Genomic DNA, 24761 nt, shown 5'->3' with positions numbered 1-24761 from the left:
TTTATATACATTAATGGTAGTGGTTAAGTGGTTATTCGTATTTTTCTTTGGAGTAGATACCTTTATCGGTAAAATAGAATGTCATAGTTCCATTTACATCAGTCCTGTATATCCTTGATTTGTATTTATTTAATGTGTTGAGAGTTTCTTTGTGTGGGTGACCATATCTATTGCCATATCCACAGGATATTGATGATATTTTAGGAGTCAGCTCCTTGATAAAATTTTCAGAGGTAGATGATTTGCTTCCATGATGAGCTACCTTTAAAAAAGAGGTATTTTCTAAATTGTATAAATTTAAAATCTTATCTTCTACCTCTGAATCAATATCACCTGTAAAAATAAGCTTGTGGTTAAAGCATCTTAATAAAAATACTATTGAGTTTTTGTTTATTTCTTTTGAGTCAGTTATTTCAGACTCAATTTCGTATTTTGTATTACTATATATTGGTGATAAAAAGTCAATTGCTGTTTCTGCTCCAAGCTTGAGGCTGATAAAATCGTTAATTACAGATGGTTTTATACATTTATTTTTACATGAGTTGATAAATTCATAGTAGTCTTGATGTGATACGGCACCTGGAGGCACAAAAATATTAGAAACTTTAAAGGTGTTCACTATTTTGTCTAAGCCTCCGATATGATCCTTATCAAAATGTGTTGCAACAACGATATCAATTCGATTAACTCCTGAAATTTTCAGTTCTCTTATTACATTTCTTGCATAAATATCTTCACCTGCGTCGATTAAAATGGACTTTTTATCGGGGGTAATAATCAATGTAGAATCTCCTTGGTCAACATCAATAACATGAACCTCAAGTGCTTTATCTTTTGAACAAGAGGTCGTAAATATTAATATAGCAATAACAATTATATATTTGAGAATTTTTTTCATAAAAAACGTTGTCTCCTATTAAATCGTAACTTTTTGGTTTACTTTTTATAAAAAAGGGTATATCATAGTTATATGAATATAGTCAAAACGATAGTAAAAATAAACTTGATTTTTTAAATTTTAATAAATTATTTGATAAAATAGCAGGGAGATGTAATAATGGAATTTAAAGAAATAAATATAGAATCAAAGGAGGTATTAGATAAGTATTTCGAGATGGTCGATTATGAGGCTTGTGAATACTGTTTTAATACATTATTTATGTGGCAGCATGCGTATAAGACTTGCTACCATATTGGAGATGGCTTTGCCGTTTTGGTAGGTGAGCATGAGGGAGAAATATTCTCGATTTTGCCCTTGGCACCAAAGGAAAGGATTCCGGAAGCAATAGAATATGCAATAAATTGGTTTGATACGGATAAAAATAAGGTATATTTTAGAGGTATTGATTCAAGTGTTGTAACAATGCTAAGGGAGCTTTATCCAGGTAAGTTTGACTACATTGAGGAAAGAGATATATTTGATTATGTGTATGATGCTGAAAAGATGAGAACCTTGAAGGGTAGAAAGCTGAGTGGTAAAAGAAATCATATTAACTTCTTTACAAAAGAATATGAGGGTAGAATTGAGAGAAGGCTTCTAAATGAAGACGATTTTCCAGCCTGTTTTAGCTTGTTGAACGAATGGAATGAGACAAAAAATGGAGATGAGGATTTCGAAAACAGCATAGACGATGAGTACATTGGTATGAAGAAGCTTTTCGACAATTATGATAAAATAAAAGATAAGCTGAAAATATATGGAGTTTTTATTGATGGAAAATTACAGGCCTTCAGTATGGGCGAAAAAATAAATGATGATATGGCATTAATTCATATTGAAAAAGCGAATGCAGATATTAGAGGATTGTATCCATACATAAATAAAATGTTTGTAGCTGATATATTCCCAGATGTAAAGTGGGTAAACAGAGAAGAAGATATGGGAGTCCCTGGGCTGAGAAAAGCAAAGCTTTCATATTATCCGGAAAGGTTCGTTGAAAAATATACGGTAAGAGAAATATAGTCACGAGGTGTCATATGGAAATTAGATTATGTAAAAAAGATGAAATCAATCAGATAAAAGATATCTGGAAATACTGCTTTGAGGATAGTGAGGCTTATGTTAATTTCTACTTTGATAAGAAGCTTAATCATAACAACGTAGTGATATCAAAGGATGGAGATAGACTCATTTCTTCTATTCATCTGAATCAGCATGATATATTGATGAATGGTAAGAAGTTTAATACTTCATATGTGGTTGGTGTTTCCACTTTACCAGAAGCAAGAGGTAGGGGAATCATGAATGATATGATGATAGAATCCTTGAAGGAAATGTTAAGAAGAGGTCAAAGTATTAGTATATTGATGCCGATTGATTTTAGACTATATACTAAATTCGGATTTTCCAATTGTTATGATATGATTTTAAATAGTGTGGATATTTTTGATCTCAAAAAATTTAAATATATTGGTGATTTTAAAAAGGCAACTACGAAAGATGCTTCTGAATTGAAAAATATTTATAGTTTGGCTGCATCTGATTATAATGGATTTGCTTTAAGAGATGAAGCCTATTTTTTTGATTTGATTGAAGAGATGGATGTTGATGGCGGAAGCATATATATCAACTATATTAGTGGAATACCCTCCGGTTATATCGTCTATTCAATATCAGGTGGAGTGTTCACAATTAGAGAAATTTATTCAATAGATATCACATCATACAAATCTATTTTAAAGTTTGTATTTAACCATAATACACAGTGCAAAAGAGTAGAAATGATGAGCTCAATTGATGATCCACTAAGGCTTTTATTGGATAATCCAAAGGATGCTACCTTTGAAATTAAGCCTTTTATGATGGCTAGGATTATTGATTTTAAGAAATTTATTAATGCTTGTGGATTTGTTATAAGAAAAGCTTTGGACGAAGAAAGTATTTTGATAAAAATTAATGATGAATATCTATCTAATAATGATAAGGTATTTAGGCTGGTAAATAAATCAGGGACTTTATTTGTAGAAGATAGCTGTAGTAAGGAATATGAAATTGAACTGGATATTGCTGAAGCGACAAAAATTTTTACAAAATATTCTAGTGTAGATGAAGCCTTAAAATTGAGAGAAGACTATTTTTCTGTGAAAGAGAATGGATTGAAGAATAGACTTGAAAATCTATTATCCTTTTCCAAAGAAGTAAACCATATCAATGAATATGTGTAATATAGTAATAATTTTTTTCTTTTAATTTCATGGAGCTGAAATGCTATACTCATCTATAATAAAATAATACCAATAAATAAATTACAATAAAGCGTTGGCTATAGCCAACGCTTTATTGTAATTTATTAGCCAAATATTGCTTTTGAAAAAACTGTAAAAGTACTTATTTTTATTAGTAGATGCCTTTAATATTGTAGGCTTATTCAAAGAATACATCTTAGCTTTTAATAATTCGAGCATTTTTTTGTGATTACTAGTTATTTCAACTCTGTAGCATTTTTTAACTACATAATATTCAAGAAAAATTTCCAAAGCAATATATTAGTATAGTAAGTATTTTCTACATAAAAATGCCTAAAAATAATTAGAAGGTAACTATTTATTTGCAAGGAGATTTATGATGAGAAGACCAGGACTTTTAATATTAATTTTGACTGTTTTTATTGTGTTCAATATTAAAGACAATAAAAGTGTAAATGATTCTATATCAAATGGAAATTCGGTGATTTGCGGTGTTATTACCAATAAAAAATACAAAAAAAGCACCATTGAATACATTGTGAGTGATTCATTGATTTCTGTGAAAAAATATGATTGGGAATTGAATAAAAAAAATGGAATATCAGATTTAAGCATTGGTGACAGAGTTGTTTTCTTTGGTGAAAGTGAGGACCTTGATAATATGAATGTAAAGGGCTTTGACTATGGAATGTATTTAAAAAGTGTTGGGATAAATAGATATCTTAGGGCGAAAAATTTCAAGCTGGTTGGACGGTCTTATTTATTGAGCAAGCTTTCTATAGCGAAGGATTATATTATCAAAACAAACAGGTTTCTATACAAGGAGCTATCTAGTGTAGTCAATGCATTAGTGATAGGTAGGATTGAAAGCATTGATGAAGAAATTCAATATATTTTTAAGGATTCAGGAACAAGTCATGTAATGGCTATCTCTGGATTACATATAGGACTTATAGCCAATATGATTGTGATTTTGCTGGGAAAAATAAGTAATTTGAAAAAGATTATTGCCATTTTTATAATAATAATGCTATATAGCTTGATGATTGGTGGTGGTAGCTCAATTTACAGAGCAATATCAATGATGGCAGTATTATATACTTCTTTTTTTCTTGATAGAGATTTCGATATTGAAAATGTCGTATATGTACTCTCGAGTATATTTATAATAGTAAATCCTAATGTAATATACAATGCATCTTTTTTATTAAGCTTTGGTACAGTGTTGTCAATAAGAATTTTTACTAGATACTTAAAGCTATTGCTCTGCTTTAATTCTGTATGTATTTCAATTGCTGCAAATATTTTAACCATTCCAATAATACTATTTTTCTATGGAGAGGTCTCGACTGTATCAATCATTGGAAACATTGTTGCAATACCATTTGCTATGATTATTTTAGTGTTAGATTTTTTGTCGATGATTTTTTTTAATGCTTCGTTTGCTATATCGATGGCTATTTCTCAGGTGAATGTGCATATTTTGGATACGCTGATTTATGTACTAAAAATGATTGGAGATTATGGAGTCAACAACATTGTAATTAAAAAGATGGGTATAGGAGCGATGATTTCATATTTTGTAATAGTTATATTGATAGATATATTTTTAGAGAGGTATTTTATTATTAAAAACAAATTTGATATAGTTGATAAAAAAAATTTTGAATGATAGAATATTATAACAGAGGGAAATATATTAAAAAGGAGTTTTTTATGGAGAGGAAGGCATTGATTGATTCTCTTGAAAATGGGAATTACAAAAATCTATACTTGATTTATGGAAAAGATTTTTATTTGATAGAGGAAATTGAGAATATTATCAAGGGTATAGTCGATGAAAATCTTGCAGATTTCAATTTGTCGATAATTGATGGTAAGGAATTTGATATAGATAGTATTGTGACAAGTGTTGAAACACTCCCTTTTATGTCAGAATACAGAGTTATTATAGTAAGAGATGCAGAAATATTTAAATCAAAAAAAGCAATTTCTAAGGATGATGAAAATATTTTGACAAAAGTTCTGAGTAATATGCCAAATACGACTATTTTGTTGTTTACAGTATATGGAGATATAGATAAAAGAAAGAGCATATCGAAAGTATTTGAAAAAAGTGGAGTGGTTTGTGATGTAAAAAAATTAGATGATGTTTCTCTATTGAGCTGGTGTAAAAATGAATTTTTTAAGAGAGATGTTAAAATAACAAATTCAGATCTAGCTTATTTTATAGAGCTAAGTGGATACAGAGATAAAAATTCTGAAAACACGCTATCGGATTTAAAAAATGAAATAGATAAGCTGACCTCGTATGCTCTAGACACTAAAAAAATAGATAAAGCCTCTATAAATTTATTGATTAACGACAAGGTTGAAAATGATATTTTTCTGTTTATAGATATGATATCTAGCAAAAATTCTAAAAGAGCGATGTCTGTGTTAGATGATATGATTGATAGTGGAGAGTCGATGTTGTCGATATTGGCAATGCTATCAAGGCAATTCAATCAAATATTACAGATAAAGAGTCTTGTTGAAAAAAAGATACCGGTTGCTGTAATAAGTGAAAATTTAAAAATTAACAAGTATGTTTTAAATAAACTTGTAAGATATGCCAATAATTTTGATAATGATACAATTTTTAATATATTAAACTATTTATCTGAAAGCGACTATAAAATAAAAACAGGACTAATGGATGATAAGCTGGTATCTGAGATTTTTATATTGAAATATTGTTCGTCAGCTAATTAATTGGAAAAAATTCACCGCAAGTGATTACTTTCGGTGAATTTTTTTAAAGTGCGAATTTTTGTTTTCATAGGTACTGGCTTTATTATAAAAAAATACCGTAGGCATATCAACCTACGGCAAAAAGGACATACGAGTCAGTCCCTTTGGTTATCTAGTATTTTCAAACGTTTGACACAAGATAAAATCTATCCGTTGCCTTTAAAGAGCCATACCCGTCGATATAACTCTATCATTCGTTCATTAAGCGTTTATTGAGTTCAATCTGTTTGCAAGCTTAGAAACCTTTCTATCGGCAGCATTCTTGTGGATAGTACCCTTTGATGCAACCTGGTATATTTTCTTTTGTGCTAACTGGAATTTTGCCAATGCATCTTCCTTATTTCCTGCTTCTACAGCTTCGTCAAATCTTCTAATCGCAGTTTTTATTTGAGATTTTCTAGCTCTATTAAGAGCAGTTTTCTTTTCAATAACACTGATTCTTTTTTTAGCAGACTTAATATTTGCCATCTATTTCACCTCCTTAAATCATATTTATTCATAATCAACATACACCATTTTAGCAGAAATATATGTAAAAATCAAGGTAAAAAAGTTAATTTTATAAAAAATTTAAAATTTTGTTCAAGCATTATTTACTGTATATGATTTTTACAGTAAAATATATAATGATGAATTTTGCAATAAATGAAGCTGTTGATATAAACGTATGATTTGATTGTTTAAAAAGGAGGGGTATTATTGGCTAATAGACAAAATAAAACAAGAAATTTTAGTATTATTGCTCATATAGATCACGGCAAATCCACCTTGGCTGATAGGTTGATTCAAAACACTGGGCTGGTTGCTGAAAGAGATATGAAATCTCAGCTATTGGATAATATGGATTTGGAGCGTGAGAGGGGAATAACAATAAAGCTACAGAATGTAAGGTTGAAATACAAAGCAAAGGACGGAGAGGAATATAGTCTTAATCTGATTGATACTCCGGGACATGTAGACTTTAATTACGAGGTTTCGAGGAGCTTGGCTGCTTGTGAAGGGGCGTTATTGGTCGTTGATGCAGCACAAGGAGTAGAGGCACAGACACTTGCTAATGTATATTTGGCATTGGAGCAGGAGCTGGAAATTCTTCCGGTCATCAATAAAATTGATCTTCCGAGTGCTAGACCTGAATATGTAAAAAATGAAATAGAAGATTTAATTGGTCTTGATTGTAGCGAAGCTCCGATGATTTCTGCAAAAAACAATATAAATATAGAAGATGTTTTGGAATCTATTGTGAATCATGTGCCGGCACCAAAGGGAGATCCTGATGCACCATTGAAGGCACTAATATTCGATTCATATTATGATGCATATAAGGGTGTCGTTGCTTACGTAAGAGTTTTTGAGGGCGCTGTCAAAAAAGGCATGACAATAGAAATGATGAACAGTAAAAGGAAATTTGAAGTCACTGAAGTAGGTGTAATGGCACCAAATGTAACGGAGCTTCCAGATTTAACTGCTGGTGATGTTGGATATATAGCAGCTAGTATTAAGGATATCAGAAGCTGTAGAGTTGGTGATACGATAACAGATGCAAATAATAGGACTGTTGAAGCTCTTCCTGGGTATAAAAAGGCAACTCCGATGGTTTACTGTGGAGTTTATCCAGGTGAGGGAGAAAAGTACGAAAACGTAAGAGATGCATTAGAAAAATTGCAGATTAATGATGCTGCATTAGAGTTTGAATCAGAATCATCTGCTGCTTTGGGATTTGGATTTAGATGTGGATTTTTGGGGCTTTTGCATATGGAAATTATTCAAGAAAGGTTGGAAAGAGAATTTGATTTAAATATTATTACTACAGCACCTTCTGTTATATATAAAGTAATCAAGAATGATGGTGAGGTAGTAATGATACAAAATCCGGCGAATTTACCTCCGGTTACAGAAATAAGAACGATTGAAGAGCCGATCGTAAAAAGTGATATTATAGTTCCGAAGGACTATGTAGGCGTGGTTATGGAGTTGTGTCAGGAAAGACGTGGTACGATGCTTGATATGGAATATATTGACGACAAGAGAGTGATGCTACACTATGATCTTCCATTAAATGAGGTTATATATGACTTCTTCGATGCACTTAAATCCAGAACTAGAGGATATGGTTCCATTGATTATGAAGTAAAGGGGTATGCCGTTTCAACTCTTGTAAAAATGGATATACTTATAAATAAGGAGCAAGTTGATGCATTAAGCTTTATAATTCACGAAAGCAGAGCATTTGTAAGAGGAAAAGCAATGTGTGAAAAGCTTAAAAATGAAATTCCTAGACACCAATTTCCTGTGCCTATCCAAGCTGCTGTTGGAAATAAAATAATTGCTAGAGAAACAGTGGCTGCATATAGGAAAGACGTGCTTGCAAAATGCTATGGTGGTGATATTTCCAGAAAGAGAAAGCTTTTAGAAAAACAAAAAGAAGGTAAGAAGAGAATGAGACAGATAGGAAATGTCGAGGTACCTCAGAAAGCATTTATGTCAGTATTAAAGTTAGATGATTAAAGTAGGTGATTCCTTGCAAATAAAAATTGAAAAGGGTGCTCAGTATATTATAGATACACTTTATGACAATGGCTTTGAAGCATTTATTGTCGGAGGCTGCGTCAGAGATTCATTGATGGGAAAAATGCCGAAAGATTGGGATATAGCAACAAATGCACTTCCGACTGACGTTCAGAGTATTTTTGATAAAACAATTCCAACTGGAATAAAGCATGGTACAGTGACTGTTGTCCATGATGATATCAATTATGAAGTGACTACCTACAGAGTGGATGGGGAGTACCTGGATATGAGACGTCCCAGAGAAGTTACCTTCAGTAAAAATATTATAGAAGATTTATCGAGACGTGACTTTACGATTAATGCAATGGCTTATAATGATAGAGTTGGCTTGGTAGACGAATTTGGCGGTGTTCATGACATTTCAAAAAAGACGATAAAATGTGTTGGCAATCCAAACAAAAGATTTAATGAAGATGCACTTAGGATAATAAGAGCAGTTAGATTTTCATCAAAGCTCGGATTTAATATAGACGAAGAAACTCTCAATTCTATGAAAAACAATTCGAATAATATCAAGCAAATTTCTTTTGAAAGGATAAATTGTGAAATAGAAGAAATTATATGTAGTGATGTATCGTTTTTGAATGTATTTAATGCTTTGGGAATATCTGACTATATATTCGGTAGTGATAGGATGGTCTTTGAAAACTATAATTTTAATAAATTAGCAATTGGCGACGGCTTTTATGAGCTTGAATATGAAATGGCTTTGAAAAGAGCTATGCTTTATGAGCGTGTTAAAGAAAATCAAGTTTTAAACTCTATGAAGAGGCTTAAATATTCTAAGAAAGATATCTTGAGTACAGTAGGAATACACAAGGTATTAAATGAAAAATACCATGCTATTGACAATTTGTCTAGTAGTGTTTTAAATGATGAGAAAAACTTACTGAAGGATGAAAAAAAATTGCTAAAAATTGAGCTAAAAAATATATTAAGGAATACTTCCAATATTAAATTGGCAAAATTTGCGATTTATTCAAAATTTATGAAAAAAAAATCAAATCCATGTGTATGTTTTTCTGTATTTGATGATATAATAGAAAAAGGGGAATGCTTTAGTATTTCCCAATTGGACATAAATGGTAAGCTTCTTATTGAAAATGGTTTCAAAAATGGGATAACGATTGGAATTGTTCTTAATAGGCTATTGGATTATGTGATAGAAAATCCAGAATTCAATAGTAGAGATAAACTTGTTTTGTTATCAAAAAATATAATATAAGTATAATTAATGTTTTAATGGAGGTAAAATTATGGATTTCAAATCATTAATAATGAATGGTAGATCAGTGAGAAATTACAAGGATACGCCAGTTGATGCAAAAAAACTTACTGAGCTTGAGCAATATGTTTCTGAATGTAAAAAATTAGATGATTCAATCGAAGTAGAAACTAGATTTTTTGCAGGAGATGATACATATAAGAGATTGTACGGTATAGCAGGATATAAGGGTGTTATGATAGAGGCGCCTAATTATCTTGTATTACTGTCAGAGGATAAGCCACACCATCTTGAAAATGCAGGCTATGTTGGTGAGAGAGCAATACTAAAGGCTAGAGACTTGGGAATAGATAGCTGTTGGATTTCATACTCTGATAGAAACGCTGTAAAAAATACATTGGGTATAGATACTGACAAAGAGGTAGTTGCATTGATTGCACTTGGATATGCTTCAAGTGAAAAGAAAATTGAAGGTGCTGGAAAGACTGGAGACAATTATTCGCAGTCGAATCTATCTGTTTCTAAGGGCAGCTCAGATAGAATTGCTTTAGAGGAGATGGTATTCATTGATAAGTGGGGAAATTCAGCTACTGCTGAGGTTTTAGAAGAAAGAGCATTATTAGACGCATTTTCATATTCAAGAATGGCACCATCATCTCTAAATAAGCAGCCTTGGAGATTTATAGTTGATGGTGGTAAGGTTGTTTTGGCTATAAATAATGAGAATTACAGTGGAAGCTATGCTAACAAAATAGATGCTGGTATTATTATGCTGTATTTTGGTGTAATACTAGATGTAACTATGTTTGATTCAAAATGGGGATTTGATGAAATAGAGAAGGATTATGGTATTCCACAGAATTATAAGGTTGTTGGATATTGTAACATATAAATTTTACGAAATAATTTTTATTGAAAGGACTATTGAATTCTCAATGGTCCTTAAATATTTGAAAGGGATAATATGGGAAGAGGATTATATATACATATTCCGTTTTGTAAGAAAAAATGTAATTATTGTGACTTTGTATCATTTACAGATATTGAAATGATTGATGAATATTTAGAGCTTTTATGCAAGGAAATAGAAATATTTAAAGAACTATATAGATATAATCGTATTAAGACAGGCTGCGAATTTATGCCACAAATAGGAGATATAGATACAATTTTTATAGGGGGTGGAACGCCCTCAATTTTATCATCAAAGCAGCTTGAAAAGCTTTTTTCTATACTGAAAAATAACTTCAATATTGATAATGTGGTAGAGTTTACTGTTGAATGTAATCCTGGAACTGTAGATTTGGAAAAGTTAAATATAATGCTTAATAATGGGGTCAATAGATTGAGCTTTGGATTGCAGGCAAAACAGAGTGAGCATTTGAATTTTATGGGTAGAATACACACATCAGAAGAGTTTGAAAAGAGTTATAGACTGGCAAGAATGGTCGGGTTTGACAATATCAATGTTGATGTTATTTTTGCTTTTCATGGACAAACAAGAGCTGATTTAGTGGATACGTTAGATTTTATATTTGATTTAAAACCGGAACACATATCATTATATTCTTTAATCATAGAGGAAAATACTCCGTTTAATACGTATTTGGAAAGAGGGATTATAGATGAATTTGATGAGAGTGAATTTATTGAAATGTATAGAATGTCTGTTGATAAAATGAAAGAAAATGGATATAAGCAGTATGAAATATCAAATTACTATAGAGAAAATATTGATATTTTTGATAAAAATGTCAACGAAAAAAGTAGAAATAATGTTATAGACAATAGAACGAATGAAAACGAAATTAGTCAAAATAAAGGTGATGAAAATGAGGTTAGTAAAAACGAGATTATCAAAAATAAAAGACTAATTAATAAAATATTTGACTATACCTGTAAACACAATATCAAATATTGGAAACAAGATGAGTATTTTGGCTTTGGAATAAGTGCTTCTGGTTACTTAGATTCAAAGCGTTATACAAATGTGTCGAGTTATAGAGAATATAAAGCCTTTATAGATAATGGTAAACTTCCAGTCAAATTTGAAGAAGTGATTTCAAATATTGATAGCTATAATGAGAGCTTGATGCTGGGTTTGAGAATGAATGATGGTGTAAATATGACAATTTTTGAGTCAATCAATGATTTAGAAAATAGAGATAGAATACTTTGTAATATAGAAAAATTGGTTGATGATGGATATGTACGCATTGAGGAAGGTAGGTTGAAGCTAAGTCAGATTGGTAGAGAAATTGCCAACTCAATAATCGTTTCTCTAATGATGTGAATATTCAAATTGAGGCATTTTTATACAAAATTTATACTATTGATGTAGCTATTTTTCACTATAGAAAAAATCAATCTAATAATATTTTTTTTTTAACAAAAAAATCTTGATTTTAGATATAGACATAATGTATAATGTGTTTAAAGCAGTATAAATAATATCAATATCATTATTTACGGGTGATAATTCTATGAGAGAGCGAAAGCCACCGAAGGGACAAGTACCAAGTCAGTCAAAATTGGTATGAATTTTTCAGGTAAAAGGAGTAGAATTGGACGTATCTCTGAAAGATTTTGACAGGGGGATAAAGCGACAACTTTATCTCCCTTTTTTATATGTGAAAGGAAAATAAATGATATTAGTAACTAATAATGAAAAATTTATAGAAGTGAAGAATTATTTGGAATCAAAAAAAATAGATTTTCGTTTTGTTGAAACTGACTATTTAGGCGTTCTTGAGCATTGTAGAGATATGATTCACGAAGGGTATGAAATGTTGACTCATCCATTGTATGGAAGTGTTAAACCGAATGAGACAATATATAGAAGTATAGTCTTGGAAAAAAATGATAAGCTGGATATTAATTCCTTGACATTGATTGAAGAGGCGATTGAAACGGCGAAGAAATTCAAAAAAAATAAACAGACTCCTTTGTGGATTGATAGCGTTAAGGAAGATTTTAGAGTGATTGATCATGATTTAATCTCAAAGACTATTGATAGAATTGTGCTTTAATAGGCTTTAAAAAAACGTTTCACAAACATAGAAAATAGCCATCGAGTGGCATATGTATTGATTTTAGCTATGAATACAGTTAAAATAACCAAAAAATTGACATAAATAACTTTGGTTATAGATATGAAAATTATGTTTATAATACAGTAAATTTAGCTGTGTTGAAATAATATTAAATTTCATTAAATTAATTGGTATGATTATCTGTTATTGTTGGATGTTGTACGAAAATATTAGTTTATTACATGGAGGTATGAAATGGAAAACGTATATGATTTATTAATCATAGGTGGTGGACCGGCTGGTTTATCTGCTGGGCTTTATGGTGCTAGAGGAAAATTGAAAACTATTATTCTTGAAAAACAGAAAAATGGCGGACAGATTGTAATTACTCATCAGGTGGATAACTATCCTGGTTCAATAGAAAATGCTACTGGACCATCATTAACAGCTAGAATGGTTGAACAGGCTAAGTCTTTTGGATGTGAAATTGAGAGAGGCGATGTTGTTGAATTCAATTTTAGTGGAGATATAAAAATAGTTAAGACTGCTGAAAAAGAGTACCATGCAAAGGCAGTGGTTATAGCTACTGGTGCAAATCCAAGAAAGATGGGTTGTCCTGGTGAAGCTGAGCTTACAGGAAAAGGTGTATCTTACTGTGCTACTTGTGATGCTGACTTCTTTGAAGATTTCGAGGTATTCGTAATTGGAGGTGGAGATAGTGCTATAGAAGAAGCTATGTACCTTACTAAGTTTGCAAGAAAGGTAACAATAGTTCACAGAAGACAGGGATTCAGATGTGCTCCTACTGCAATTGATAAAGCGAGATCTAATCCAAAGATTGAATTCTTACTAGACACAGTTGTAGAAGAAGTTAAGGGAGATGGATTACTAGAATCTATTGTTTTCAAGAATAAAGTAACTGGTGAAATCACTGAATATTTCGCTGATGAAGAAGATGGAACATTTGGATGCTTTGTATTTATAGGCTATGTTCCACAGACTGAAATGTTCAAAGATGTTATCGAATGTGATGAAACTGGATATTTTATAGCAAGTGATGATACAACTACTAAGATTCCGGGAGTTTTCGTTGCTGGTGACTGCAGAAAGAAAGAAGTTAGACAGGTAGTTACTGCTACAAGTGATGGTGCTGTGGCAGCAGTTATGGCTGAAAGATATATAGCGAGTAAATTTGAATAATAATTAAAGCAATTCGAATATAAGTTAAATATAAATAAGTTAAGTAAAAACAAAAAAGTAAGTTAAAATAAGTATATAAAATTTTTATATAAAGTTAGTTAGTGACAGAGTAGAGTTAGTTTTTGAAGAAAAAGGGTCATAATTTACGACTCAGTATTGATTATTAATGGAGGTAAAAAAATGATAGAACTTACTAAAGATAATTTTGATTCAGAAGTTTTGGAAGGTGAAGGATATGTGTTTGTAGATTTCTGGAGTCAGGGATGCGAACCTTGTAAAGCACTAATGCCTGATGTTCATAAATTAGCTGAACAATATGGTGACAAGATAAAATTCTGTTCAATGGACATTACAAAAGCTAGAAGACTTGCAATTAAGCAAAAAGTACTTGGTCTACCAACAATGACAATGTATAAGGGTGGAGAAAAAGTAGATGAAATAACTAAAGATGATGCAAATATTGCAAACATCGAAGCAATGATTAAAAAGTTCTATTAAGAACTGCTAGGAAAGTTATCCACTTATTAAATAGGCAATGCATCTGTCTATTTGATCTTTACAATAGACTCGGACCAAAAGTTTTCTTTTGGTCCAGGTCGAAAAAAATGCGTTAAATATAGTCAAATATTTTTAAATATTAAATTATATTAAATTATTTTTATAGGAGGTAACCTATGCGTCTTGAAATAGGCAAAATCTTCATAAAAGACATCCAGTTTGCTGATGTTACGAAGATAGAAAATGGTGTTTTATTTGTAAACAAAGAAGAAATGATCAAGGAAATATGGGATGATGAACACATAGCTTCAGTTGATCTTGATATCGCTAGACCAGGTGAAAGTGTAAGAATTACACCTGTAAAGGATGTTATCGAACCGAGAGTTAAGGTAGAAGGTAATGGTGGAATATTCCCAGGTGTACTTTCAAAGGTTGACACTGTTGGTGAAGGTAGAACTCATGTTTTAAAAGGTATGTCTGTTGTAACTACTGGTAAAATAGTAGGTTTCCAGGAAGGAATAATAGACATGACTGGTTTGGGTGCTGAATACACTCCATTCTCAAAGACAGTAAACCTGGTATTAATAGCTGAACCAAAAGAAGGTGTTAAGCAACACGATCATGAAAAATCAGTAAGATTCTTAGGCTTCAAGGCTGCAAGATACCTTGGTGAGCTAGCTAGAAACCTAGAAGCTGATGAGGTTTCTGTTTATGAAACTAAGCCTTTACTAGAACAGATAGCTGAATATCCTGAGCTTCCAAAGGTAGGATATGTTTACATGCTACAGACTCAGGGCTTGCTACACGATACTTACGTATATGGTGTAGATGCAAAGCAGATAGTTCCAACACTACTATATCCAACTGAAATAATGGATGGTGCAATAGTTTCTGGTAACTGTGTTTCTGCTTGTGACAAGAATCCAACTTACGTGCATTTAAACAATGGTGTAATCGAGGAATTATACGCTCAGCATGGAAAAGAAATAAACTTCCTTGGTGTAATAATCACTAACGAAAACGTATACTTGGCTGATAAGGAAAGATCTTCAAACTGGACTTCTAAGCTTTGTAAATATTTGGGATTAGACGCTGTTATAGTTTCTCAGGAAGGATTTGGTAATCCAGATACTGACTTGATTATGAACTGTAAAAAGATCGAGACAGCTGGAGTTAAGACTGTTATAGTAACAGATGAATATGCTGGTAGAGATGGTGCTTCTCAATCATTAGCAGATGCGGATGCAAAGGCAGATGCAGTTGTTACAGGAGGAAATGCTAACCAGTATGTAGTACTTCCGAAACTAGATAAGGTAATTGGACATATAGAATATGTTAACATAATAGCTGGTGGTAATGAACATTCTCTAAGAGAAGACGGATCATTAGAGGTTGAAATCCAGACTATAACTGGTGCAACTAACGAAACAGGATTTGGATACTTATCAGCAAAAACTTTCTAATTTTGCATTAAAGATTTAAAACGGTAAAAAATTTATGTAAAATCTTAGCATTGAATATTGATGAAATATGAGATGTAAGTGAAATGTATTAATTACATTTGAAAAAAATATTAATGAAGGAGATAATTGTTATGACAACTTTGAGTAATAAAAAAGTTATTATAATCGGTGACAGAGACGGTATACCAGGTCCTGCTATCGAAGAATGTGTAAAAACAGTTGACGGTGTTGAAGTAGTTTTCTCTTCTACTGAATGCTTCGTCTGAACAGCTGCTGGGGCTATGGACTTAGAAAACCAGAATAGAGTAAAGGATGCTGCCGATAAATTCGGAGCTGAAAATGTAGTGGTTTTACTAGGTGCCGCAGAAGCCGAAGCTGCAGGTCTTGCAGCTGAAACAGTAACAGCAGGTGACCCAACTTTCGCTGGTCCTCTAGCAGGAGTAGATCTTGGATTGAGTGTATTCCACGTAACTGAAGAAGAAATGAAAGAACAGTTCGATGAAGCTGTTTACGACGAACAGGTAGGAATGATGGAAATGGTTCTTGACTGTGACGAAATTGCTGAAGAAATGGCAGATATAAGAAGCGAATTCTGTAAATATTTGTAAAATCCAATGGGAGGTAAAATAATGTCAAAAATTAGAGTAGTTCATTATGTTAACCAGTTCTTTGCTGGAATAGGTGGAGAAGAAAAAGCTGACGTTGAACCAAAGATAATGGAAGCACTTCCTCCAGTGAGTGTTCAGTTACAAGGAAAACTAGGCGATGAATTTGAAATTGTTGCTACAGTAGTTTGTGGTGATGGTTACTTTAATGAAAATATAGATGAAGCAAGTGCAGAAGTATTGGGAATGGTTAAGGGATTTGATCCACAGTTATTCATTGCCGGACCAGCCTTCAACGCTGGTAGATATGGTGTTGCTTGTGGTACAATAACAAGTGTAGTGAAAAATGAACTTAATATACCAGCCTTGACAGGAATGTATGTTGAAAATCCTGGTGCTGATATGTTTAAGAAAGAATTATATATAGTTGAAACTGCAAATTCTGCTGCAGGTATGAGAAAGGCTCTTCCAAGGATTGCTTCTCTTGCTGCAAAGCTAGCAAAGGGTGAAGAAGTCGGATCTCCTGCTGAAGAAGGATATATTGAAAAGGGTGTCAGAGTAAACTATTTTGCTGAAGAAAGAGGATCTAAGAGAGCAGTTGATATGCTAATCAAGAAGATCAAAGGCGAAGAATTTGTTACAGAATATCCAATGCCAAACTTCGATAGAGTTGATCCAAATCCAGCAATAAAAGATTTATCAAAATGCACAATAGCACTTTGTACTTCTGGTGGTATTGTTCCAAAGGGAAATCCTGATAGAATTGAATCATCAAATGCTACAAAGTATGGTGAATATGACATTACTGGTGTAAATGATTTGACAGAAGAAGGATGGGAAACTGCTCATGGTGGATATGACCCATCTTACGCAAACACTGACTCAGATAGAGTTTTGCCAGTTGATGTATTGAGAGATTTAGAAAAAGAAGGAGTTATTGGAAAGCTTCACAATAAATTCTATACTACAGTAGGTAATGGTACTGCGGTTGCATCATCAAAGGCTTTTGCTGCTGAATACGCTCAGAAGTTGATAGCTGATGGAGTAGACGCTGTTATCATGACTTCTACGTGAGGTACTTGTACTCGTTGCGGTGCAACGATGGTAAAAGAAATAGAAAGAGCTGGACTACCAATAGTTCACATGTGTACAGTTGTACCTATTTCATTGACTGTTGGTGCTAACAGAATAGTTCCAACAATAGCTATACCTCATCCTCTTGGAAATCCAGCATTGGATCCTGCTGAAGAAAAAGCTCTAAGAAGAAAGCTTGTAGAAAAAGCATTAAAAGCATTAACTACAGAGGTAGATGGTCAGACAGTATTCGAAGACTAATCAAAAGAAATAGCTTAATTGGTATTGGTACACGTAGGGTTTCTATGTGTACCAATATTGGTATATAAATTATTTTTAAATTGGAGGTAATACAATGTCATTCCCAGTATTCAAAGGTGCAGGATATGTTCTAGTTCATACTCCTGATATGATTGTCAGAAACGGTACGACTTGTACAGTAGAACAGGAAATTAATCCGAATTCAGAATTTTTAAAAGAAATTGGTGGTAGAATAAGAAGCTACGAAGAAGTAGTAAACTACTTGCCAAATCAGGTTTATATAGGAAACCTTAGACCTGAATTTTTGGAAGATAAAAAGCTTCCATGGTGCGAAATAGAACACAAAGGTGAAAGAAAAGGTAAATTTGGACAGATAGCTCCTCAAGATGAATTTTTAGCTTTGATGCAGATTTCAGATGCTTTTGAGCTTGTTAAACTTTCAGAAGAATTTGTTTCTGCGGTAAGACCAGCATTGGAAGAAAACTATCCAGAACTACAATCATTCTTCCATTTACTAAAAGGTAGCGATATTTCTGATGCACAGGAATTAATAGACGGACATGTCGCTCAAGGTTTATACCATAATAATAAGTTGGTGGGATACGTAAAGAGAGCTCATGATGTAGATGTTAACTTGAATGCACATACTATGTTTGAAAACCTTGTTGTGAAAGCTTCAGGTGTTATGTCAGCTATTGAGCTTGTGAGAAGCTCTGGCGTTAATCTTGAAGATATAGATTATGTGATTGAGTGCTCAGAAGAAGCCTGTGGTGATATGAATCAGAGAGGTGGAGGTAACTTTGCTAAATCTATCGCTGAAATGCTAGGATTTGTAAATGCAACAGGCTCAGATACAAGAGGGTTCTGTGCTGGTCCAGCTCATGCATTAACAAATGCTGCGGCTTTAGTAAAAGCTGGTGTTCATAAGAACGTTGTGGTTGTTGCAGGTGGTGCTTCAGCCAAATTGGGTATGAATGCAAAAGACCATGTTAAGAAGGGCTTACCAGTTCTTGAAGACGTAGTTGGTGGATTTGCGGTATTAGTTTCTGAAAACGATGGTGTTAACCCAATAATAAGAACTGACCTAGTTGGAAAGCATACTGTTGGAACAGGCTCTGCTCCACAGGCGGTTATGACGGCATTAATCACTCAGGGATTAGATAAAGCTGGATTAAAGATACCTGATGTAGATGTATTTTCAGTAGAAATGCAAAACCCTGATATTACGAAGCCAGCAGGTGCAGGTAATGTACCAGAAGCTAACTACAAGATGATAGGAGCTCTTGCTGCAACTAGAGGTGAAATAGAAAAGAAAGAATTAAAGGATTTTATTGCAAAGCGTGGTCTTCCAGGCTGGGCTCCAACTCAGGGACATATTCCATCTGGTGTTCCGTATGTTGGTTTCTTAATCGACGATTTGACAACAGGTGATAAGAATAGAGCGATGATAGTTGGTAAGGGTAGTTTGTTCTTGGGTAGAATGACTAATCTATTTGATGGTCTTTCATTAATTGCTGAGAGAAACCCGGGTGTTGAAGAAGAAGCTGGTTCTTCAATCTCTAAGGATGAAATAAGAAAGATAATAGCAGAATCAATGAGAAATATTGCCCTAAATATGATAGAAGAATAGGGGGATAGAAAATATGTCTAACAGGTTTATATCAGATGTTCTACTTGAAGTTGCGGATGCAATTGAAAGTGGTAATTTTGGAAAGAAAATAAAAGTAGGCTTAACTACTCTTGGAAGCGAACATGGTTCTGAAAATCTTATTAATGGTGCAATACTTGCCAATAAGGGTGACTTTGAAATAGTTTTGATTGGTAAAGGTGCAGAAGGATTTACTTCTTATGAAACTGAAACAGAAGATGAAATGTACAAAGTCATGGAACAGCTACTAGATTCTAAAGAAATCGATGCTTGCGTAACTATGCACTATAATTTTCCAATAGGTGTATCTACAGTAGGTAGAGTTGTTACTCCAGGTAGAGGTCGTGAAATGTATCTGGCGACAACTACAGGTACTTCAGCGACTGACAGAGTAGAGGCAATGGTAAGAAATGCCATTTACGGTATTGCAGCTGCAAAATCTTGTGGTATTGCAAAACCAACTGTTGGTATTTTAAACCTAGATGGTGCTAGACAGGTTGAAAAAGTATTGTTGAGTCTGAAGGAAAATGGATATGATTTCGATTTTGCAGAATCGATGAGAGCTGATGGTGGTTCTGTGATGAGAGGAAACGACCTATTGATAGGTGTTCCAGATGTAATGGTAACAGATACATTAACTGGCAACTTATTGATGAAGGTATTTTCTTCTTTCAATACTGGTGGTGATTTTGAGGCGCAAGGCTTTGGATATGGACCAGGTATTGGCGAAAATTATGATAGAAGAGTACTAATTTTATCTAGAGCAAGTGGTACTCCTGTTGTAGCAAACGCATTAAAGTATGCTTTTGAAATAGCTAAGGGTGAAGTTAATGTCGTTGCTAGAGAAGAATATAAGAAGGCAGTTTCTTGCGGTTTAGAAAAAGAGTTTGCTGAGCTTAAGTCTAAAAAAGCACCTAAGGAAGCTGCTGAAGAGATAACTGCTCCGCCAAAGGAAGTAGTTACTGAAGGTATTGCAGGAGTGGATATTCTTGATCTTGAAGATGCTGTCAAGGCTCTTTGGAAGGATGGAATATACGCAGAAAGTGGAATGGGTTGTACAGGACCGATAGTAATGATTTCTCCAGAAAAACTTGATGCAGCTATGGAATGCTTGAAGAAAAATGATTTTATTAAATAAATATAAAATTGAAATACAAAAATAAATATACAAAAAGCTAGTAAATGGACTGTTGTTTGAAGATAGTCTGAAATTAAAGACTTTACATTTTTTGAAATTATGATTTGAATGTAAAGTCTTTTTTTATGGGATTACAAGATTAAAACACTATAAGTTCAACATTTTTAATATCGCGATTAAAATAATCAAAAATTTATTAAAAATTTATTAAAAAAAATGTTTATATGTATTTTTAGGGGGTATCAAATAAATGAGAAGGTTTTCGCAAACTAATCTTGAGTTCTTATGTAAATTTTTAATGTTAATATAAAAACAATATTAAATTTTTACCATGGTTTTTTGTGGTTTATTAAGTTTATCTTTTAAAACACTATTTGCGAAGATGGAAATTACATATTATTAATTATTTTTTTAACGGAGGGTTTTATTATGAGCAAGATTATAGTTGTTGGTTCTAACCATGCTGGTACAGCAGCAATCAAAACGATTTTAGGCAATTATGAAGGACATGAAGTAGTGGTATATGACAAGAATAATAATATTTCATTCTTGGGCTGTGGTATGGCATTATGGATAGGAAATCAGATTTCTGGAGCAGAAGGTTTATTTTATGCAACAAAAGAATCTCTAGAAGAAATGGGTGCAAAAGTACATATGGAAGCGGATGTTCACAAGATAGACTTCGAAAATAAAAAAGTGTATGTTACTCTATCAGATGGAACAGAGGTAGAAGATTCTTATGACAAGATAATACTGGCTACTGGATCTCTTCCAATAATACCGACAATTCCTGGTAAGGATCTAGAAAACGTTCAGCAGGTTAAATTGTACCAGAATGCTGCAGAGGTAATAAAGAAATTAGAAAATCCTGAAATAAAAGATATTACTGTTGTAGGTGCTGGGTACATAGGTGTTGAATTAGCAGAGGCATTTGAAAGACATGGAAAGAAGGTAACAATGGTTGATATTGCTGATACATGTTTGCCAGCATACTATGATGAACCGTTTACTTCTCTAATGAAGAAAAATCTTGAAGATCATAATATTAATCTTGAGTTCGGACAGGCTGTTCAAGAAATAAAGGGTGAAAATGGAAAGGTTACTGCAGTAGTGACTGATAAGAAAGAAATAAAGGCAGATATGGTTATTCTATCAATAGGATTCAGACCTAATAATGCTTTAGGAAAGGATAGCTTGGAATTATTCAGAAATGGTGCTTATCTTGTAAACAAAAAACAGGAAACTAGCATAAAGGATGTATATGCGATAGGTGATTGTGCAACTGTTTATGACAACACGATAGACGATAGAAATTATATAGCACTTGCAACAAATGCAGTTAGAAGCGGTATTGTGGCTGCTCATAATGTTGCAGGTACTGAAATTGAATCAATTGGTGTACAGGGATCAAATGGTATAAGCATCTATGATTTAAAGATGGTTTCTACTGGTATAACTGTAGCAAAGGCAGAAAAGCTTGGAATCGAAGTTGGATACACTGATTTTGAAGATCTTCAGAAGCCAGCTTTTATTGAAACTTCTAATCCAAGTGTTAAATTGAGAATAGTTTATGATAAGAAAACTAGAGTTGTTCTTGGTGCTCAGATGGCATCTGAATATGATATGTCAATGGGAATCCATATGTTCTCTTTGGCAATTCAGGAAAAAGTGACTATAGAAAGATTAGCTCTTTTAGATATATTCTTCTTGCCTCACTTCAATCAGCCGTATAATTATATAACTATGGCTGCTATATCAGCTAAATAGATTTAAAATACTAATACTGCCACGGGGTGTAATGCTCCGTGGCAATGTTTTATAAATTATTAATCTAGCTTGTTTAAGAAGTCAATGTCTTCTTTTGACATATTTTTATATAGGTGCGAATAGATATTTAATGTGGCGGTTGGATTAATATGACCCAACTCGAAGATTTGAGGGATTCTGATGAAGTAATTAAGTTGGTTAATGAGCAGCTTGAGAATTGTTTGAAAAAGATAGAAAAAGAAATAGCAATGATATTTTATAGGTTTTCTGAAAATAATGAGATAGATTATGATTTAGCTATAAAGCTTTTAACTGGTAAAGAATACATCAAATTCAAGCGAGAGCTAACCGAATATATGGAGTTGATAGATACCCCTAATATTTTATTAGAATTAAATACGTTGGCAGCTAGGAGTCGAATTTCACGACTTGAACAATCATTTTTTGAGATACAAAAGCATATAGATGGTGTTTTTCAATTCACTGATGAAAAAGTAGAGAGGTTATTATATGAATCTACAAAATCGAATTACTACAAAACCTTATTTGATGTTAGTGTGGCCAGTGGAGTGACTGTTAAAAATCTGAATGTATTATCTAAAGCTGAAATAGTAAAAGAGTTTGCTAAACCCTGGAGTGGCAAAAATTTTAGTGAGAGGATATGGAAAAATAGAACACTGTTGAAGGATACTTTGGAGGAAATAATAATACAATCAGCTATTCAAGGTGTAGACACTGAGGATGCAATAGATAAGATCACTAAAAAAATAGATGTCAGTAAAAAAGCAGCAGCCACACTAATTTACACTGAACAAGCATATTTCAGTGGACTCGGGACTAAAAAAGCATACGAAGCCATGAATGTTCAAAAATACATTTATATAGCTACACTTGATATTAAAACATCGGATACCTGTAGAGAGTTAGACCATGAAATATTTTCCGTTTCAGAAGCTCAAGCAGGTGTTAACTATCCACCAATGCACCCCAGATGTCGAAGTGCAACAGCACCATATACAGGAAAGTTAGAAGGAACTAGAACAGCAAGGGATAAAGATGGTAATGAGGTAAAGGTAGATAAGTCATTAAATTATCATGAATGGTATAAGAAGTATGTTGAAAGTAATCCTGAATATTTGATTGAAGAAAAGAAATGGAAGAATAGGCATAGTGATAAAAAGCAATTAGAGAAATATAGAAAATTAAGTAATAAAGTGCCTAGAAAGCTTGAGGACTTTCAGAATATAAAGTATAATGAATCTAGAAGGATGAATCTTCAGTTGTTGGCTAGTAAAGACCTCTTAAAGCAGACAGATAAACAGATTGCAAAGGGGATAAAGTCGAATATAAAGCAGATTGAAAAACATAAGGCAAAAGTCCTTAATCCACATCTGTTTGACCCAGAGTTTAATAACTATACAGACAAGCATAAAGAAGGTTTAGTGAGGCATTGGAAGAAAGAAATAAAAACCTTTGAGAAAAATATTGAAGATTCTATTGAAGAACTAGAAAAAAGAGGAGTTGATGTAAGTGAGTGGAAAAATAAATAATGATGATAAGTGGAAAATTACTGAAGATACTCTAGGATATATCATCTCTAGAATACAAGAAAGGTATGAAGAATCCTTGAGTGAAGGTGATGATGATTTCAATAATGGTAGAAAACTAGCCTTTTATGAAGTATTGGATATGATGAAGAATGACCTTGAATCAAGAGGGTATTCACTAGATGATTTTAAGTAGGTGTAATAATGGATAATCTGAAAATAGTATATAAAATTCTTGTAGGAATTGAAGCATCTATGGATAGCAGTATATTTGATGGTACATTTTTAGAAGCTTTAAAAATAAGTGAAGAAAGACGAAATAAAATACTTCAATCTATGATTGATGATGGTTTAATTGATGGCTTTGCAAGAATTAATTATCATGGTGGGTATGGCTTTAAAGCAATAGAGCCTAGATTAACAATCAAAGGTATGGAGTTTTTACAAGAAAATTCTACAATGCAAAAAATTAAGAATGGTTTGAAGGATGTTAAAGACATCACACCATTTATATAAGCACTTTAACAGTAGTTAGGGTGCTTTTTTAGTGTAAAAATACTTCTTTGTTGATCCTAACAAAAGAGTAAAAGAAGGAGAATACTAATGCTTAGAAGGATACAAAATAATTTAATTATACTATTCAATACTATACCAGTATATTTTTATAAAAGGAGAACAAGAAATGAAGCTAGAAGGAAATGATGTAAATATAGAATTTAAACAAAATGAAAAATTTAATCTTAATATTAATGGTGC

At 32.7% G+C, this 24761-nt stretch carries 22 protein-coding genes and 1 riboswitch; of the genes, 20 read left to right on the top strand and 2 right to left on the bottom strand.

Annotated elements, in window-relative coordinates; all coding sequences use genetic code 11:
* Positions 1-31 precede the first annotated feature (31 nt).
* The gene (locus BM120_RS04530) at positions 32-898 is read right to left on the bottom strand and encodes a ComEC/Rec2 family competence protein (RefSeq protein ID WP_091993643.1); all 867 of its coding nucleotides are present in this window, start codon (positions 896-898) and stop codon (positions 32-34) included.
* A 159-nt stretch (positions 899-1057) separates the two neighbouring features.
* Between BM120_RS04530 and BM120_RS04525 the strand changes: the two genes are divergently transcribed.
* The 4 genes from BM120_RS04525 (at position 1058) to holA (ending at position 5940) form a co-directional block, all read left to right on the top strand.
* The gene (locus BM120_RS04525) at positions 1058-1963 is read left to right on the top strand and encodes a DUF2156 domain-containing protein (protein WP_091993642.1); all 906 of its coding nucleotides are present in this window, start codon (positions 1058-1060) and stop codon (positions 1961-1963) included.
* A 14-nt stretch (positions 1964-1977) separates the two neighbouring features.
* Entirely contained in the window at positions 1978-3165 is a 1188-nt protein-coding gene (locus tag BM120_RS04520) for a GNAT family N-acetyltransferase (protein ID WP_091993640.1), read from the top strand.
* 400 nt (positions 3166-3565) lie between these two features.
* On the top strand, positions 3566-4858 hold the full coding sequence (locus tag BM120_RS04515; protein WP_177187371.1) for a ComEC/Rec2 family competence protein: 1293 nt from the start codon (positions 3566-3568) through the stop codon (positions 4856-4858).
* A 44-nt stretch (positions 4859-4902) separates the two neighbouring features.
* Positions 4903-5940: a DNA polymerase III subunit delta gene (gene holA / locus BM120_RS04510; RefSeq protein WP_177187370.1), complete on the top strand. Its 1038-nt coding sequence runs from the start codon at positions 4903-4905 to the stop codon at positions 5938-5940.
* A gap of 240 nt (positions 5941-6180) precedes the next feature.
* Here the strand turns inward: holA and rpsT are convergent, their stop codons facing one another.
* Positions 6181-6447, bottom strand: a complete 267-nt coding sequence (gene rpsT / locus BM120_RS04505) for a 30S ribosomal protein S20 (RefSeq protein WP_091993635.1) — start codon at positions 6445-6447, stop codon at positions 6181-6183.
* Between the two features lie 231 nt (positions 6448-6678).
* On the opposite strand from rpsT, the gene lepA reads away from it, so the two are divergent.
* From lepA to BM120_RS04425, 16 genes are all read left to right on the top strand, one after another.
* Positions 6679-8484 carry a translation elongation factor 4 gene (gene lepA, locus BM120_RS04500; protein ID WP_091993634.1) on the top strand — a complete coding sequence of 602 codons (1806 nt, stop codon included), beginning with the start codon at positions 6679-6681 and terminating at the stop codon, positions 8482-8484.
* On the top strand, positions 8477-9772 hold the full coding sequence (locus tag BM120_RS04495; protein ID WP_091993632.1) for a CCA tRNA nucleotidyltransferase: 1296 nt from the start codon (positions 8477-8479) through the stop codon (positions 9770-9772). The genes lepA and BM120_RS04495 overlap by 8 nt, the downstream gene beginning before the upstream one ends.
* Positions 9773-9803: 31 nt before the next feature.
* Positions 9804-10664 (top strand): nitroreductase family protein, encoded by an 861-nt coding sequence (locus BM120_RS04490; RefSeq protein ID WP_091993631.1) that lies wholly within the window; start codon positions 9804-9806, stop codon positions 10662-10664.
* A 72-nt stretch (positions 10665-10736) separates the two neighbouring features.
* Positions 10737-12065 (top strand): radical SAM family heme chaperone HemW, encoded by a 1329-nt coding sequence (hemW, locus tag BM120_RS04485; RefSeq protein WP_091993629.1) that lies wholly within the window; start codon positions 10737-10739, stop codon positions 12063-12065.
* Between the two features lie 179 nt (positions 12066-12244).
* A riboswitch (glycine riboswitch) is annotated at positions 12245-12343 on the top strand.
* 74 nt (positions 12344-12417) lie between these two features.
* Positions 12418-12801 (top strand): GrdX family protein, encoded by a 384-nt coding sequence (locus BM120_RS04480; protein ID WP_091993628.1) that lies wholly within the window; start codon positions 12418-12420, stop codon positions 12799-12801.
* A gap of 258 nt (positions 12802-13059) precedes the next feature.
* Positions 13060-14004, top strand: coding sequence for a thioredoxin-disulfide reductase (trxB, locus tag BM120_RS04475; RefSeq protein WP_091993626.1), 945 nt, complete (start codon positions 13060-13062; stop codon positions 14002-14004).
* 180 nt (positions 14005-14184) lie between these two features.
* A complete protein-coding gene (trxA, locus tag BM120_RS04470) occupies positions 14185-14502 on the top strand; it encodes a thioredoxin TrxA (RefSeq protein WP_091993625.1) in 318 nt (105 codons plus the stop codon).
* 176 nt (positions 14503-14678) lie between these two features.
* A complete protein-coding gene (locus BM120_RS04465) occupies positions 14679-15965 on the top strand; it encodes a glycine/sarcosine/betaine reductase component B subunit (RefSeq protein ID WP_091993623.1) in 1287 nt (428 codons plus the stop codon).
* Positions 15966-16096: 131 nt separating this feature from the next.
* Positions 16097-16573: a glycine/sarcosine/betaine reductase complex selenoprotein A gene (gene grdA, locus BM120_RS04460; RefSeq protein WP_091993622.1), complete on the top strand. Its 477-nt coding sequence runs from the start codon at positions 16097-16099 to the stop codon at positions 16571-16573.
* Positions 16574-16594: 21 nt separating this feature from the next.
* Positions 16595-17905 carry a glycine reductase complex selenoprotein B gene (gene grdB / locus BM120_RS04455; RefSeq protein ID WP_091993620.1) on the top strand — a complete coding sequence of 437 codons (1311 nt, stop codon included), beginning with the start codon at positions 16595-16597 and terminating at the stop codon, positions 17903-17905.
* Between the two features lie 94 nt (positions 17906-17999).
* Complete coding sequence (grdC, locus tag BM120_RS04450) at positions 18000-19535, top strand: glycine/sarcosine/betaine reductase complex component C subunit beta (protein ID WP_091993619.1); 1536 nt, start codon at positions 18000-18002, stop codon at positions 19533-19535.
* A gap of 13 nt (positions 19536-19548) precedes the next feature.
* A complete protein-coding gene (grdD, locus tag BM120_RS04445) occupies positions 19549-20691 on the top strand; it encodes a glycine/sarcosine/betaine reductase complex component C subunit alpha (RefSeq protein ID WP_091993617.1) in 1143 nt (380 codons plus the stop codon).
* 429 nt (positions 20692-21120) lie between these two features.
* Positions 21121-22458: a H2O-forming NADH oxidase gene (nox, locus tag BM120_RS04440; protein ID WP_091993616.1), complete on the top strand. Its 1338-nt coding sequence runs from the start codon at positions 21121-21123 to the stop codon at positions 22456-22458.
* Between the two features lie 149 nt (positions 22459-22607).
* Positions 22608-24008, top strand: coding sequence for a minor capsid protein (locus BM120_RS04435; protein ID WP_091993614.1), 1401 nt, complete (start codon positions 22608-22610; stop codon positions 24006-24008).
* Positions 23989-24201 carry a hypothetical protein gene (locus tag BM120_RS04430; RefSeq protein WP_207645698.1) on the top strand — a complete coding sequence of 71 codons (213 nt, stop codon included), beginning with the start codon at positions 23989-23991 and terminating at the stop codon, positions 24199-24201. Before BM120_RS04435 ends, BM120_RS04430 begins: the two co-directional genes overlap by 20 nt.
* A gap of 8 nt (positions 24202-24209) precedes the next feature.
* The gene (locus BM120_RS04425) at positions 24210-24521 is read left to right on the top strand and encodes a YjcQ family protein (RefSeq protein ID WP_091993613.1); all 312 of its coding nucleotides are present in this window, start codon (positions 24210-24212) and stop codon (positions 24519-24521) included.
* Positions 24522-24761 lie beyond the last annotated feature (240 nt).

This window comes from Peptostreptococcus sp. D1 (assembly GCF_900112955.1).
In the GTDB taxonomy this organism is placed as follows: domain Bacteria; phylum Bacillota; class Clostridia; order Peptostreptococcales; family Peptostreptococcaceae; genus Peptostreptococcus.
Note: the sequence above shows the minus strand (reverse complement) of the source record. Positions and strands in the feature narration are given on the sequence as shown.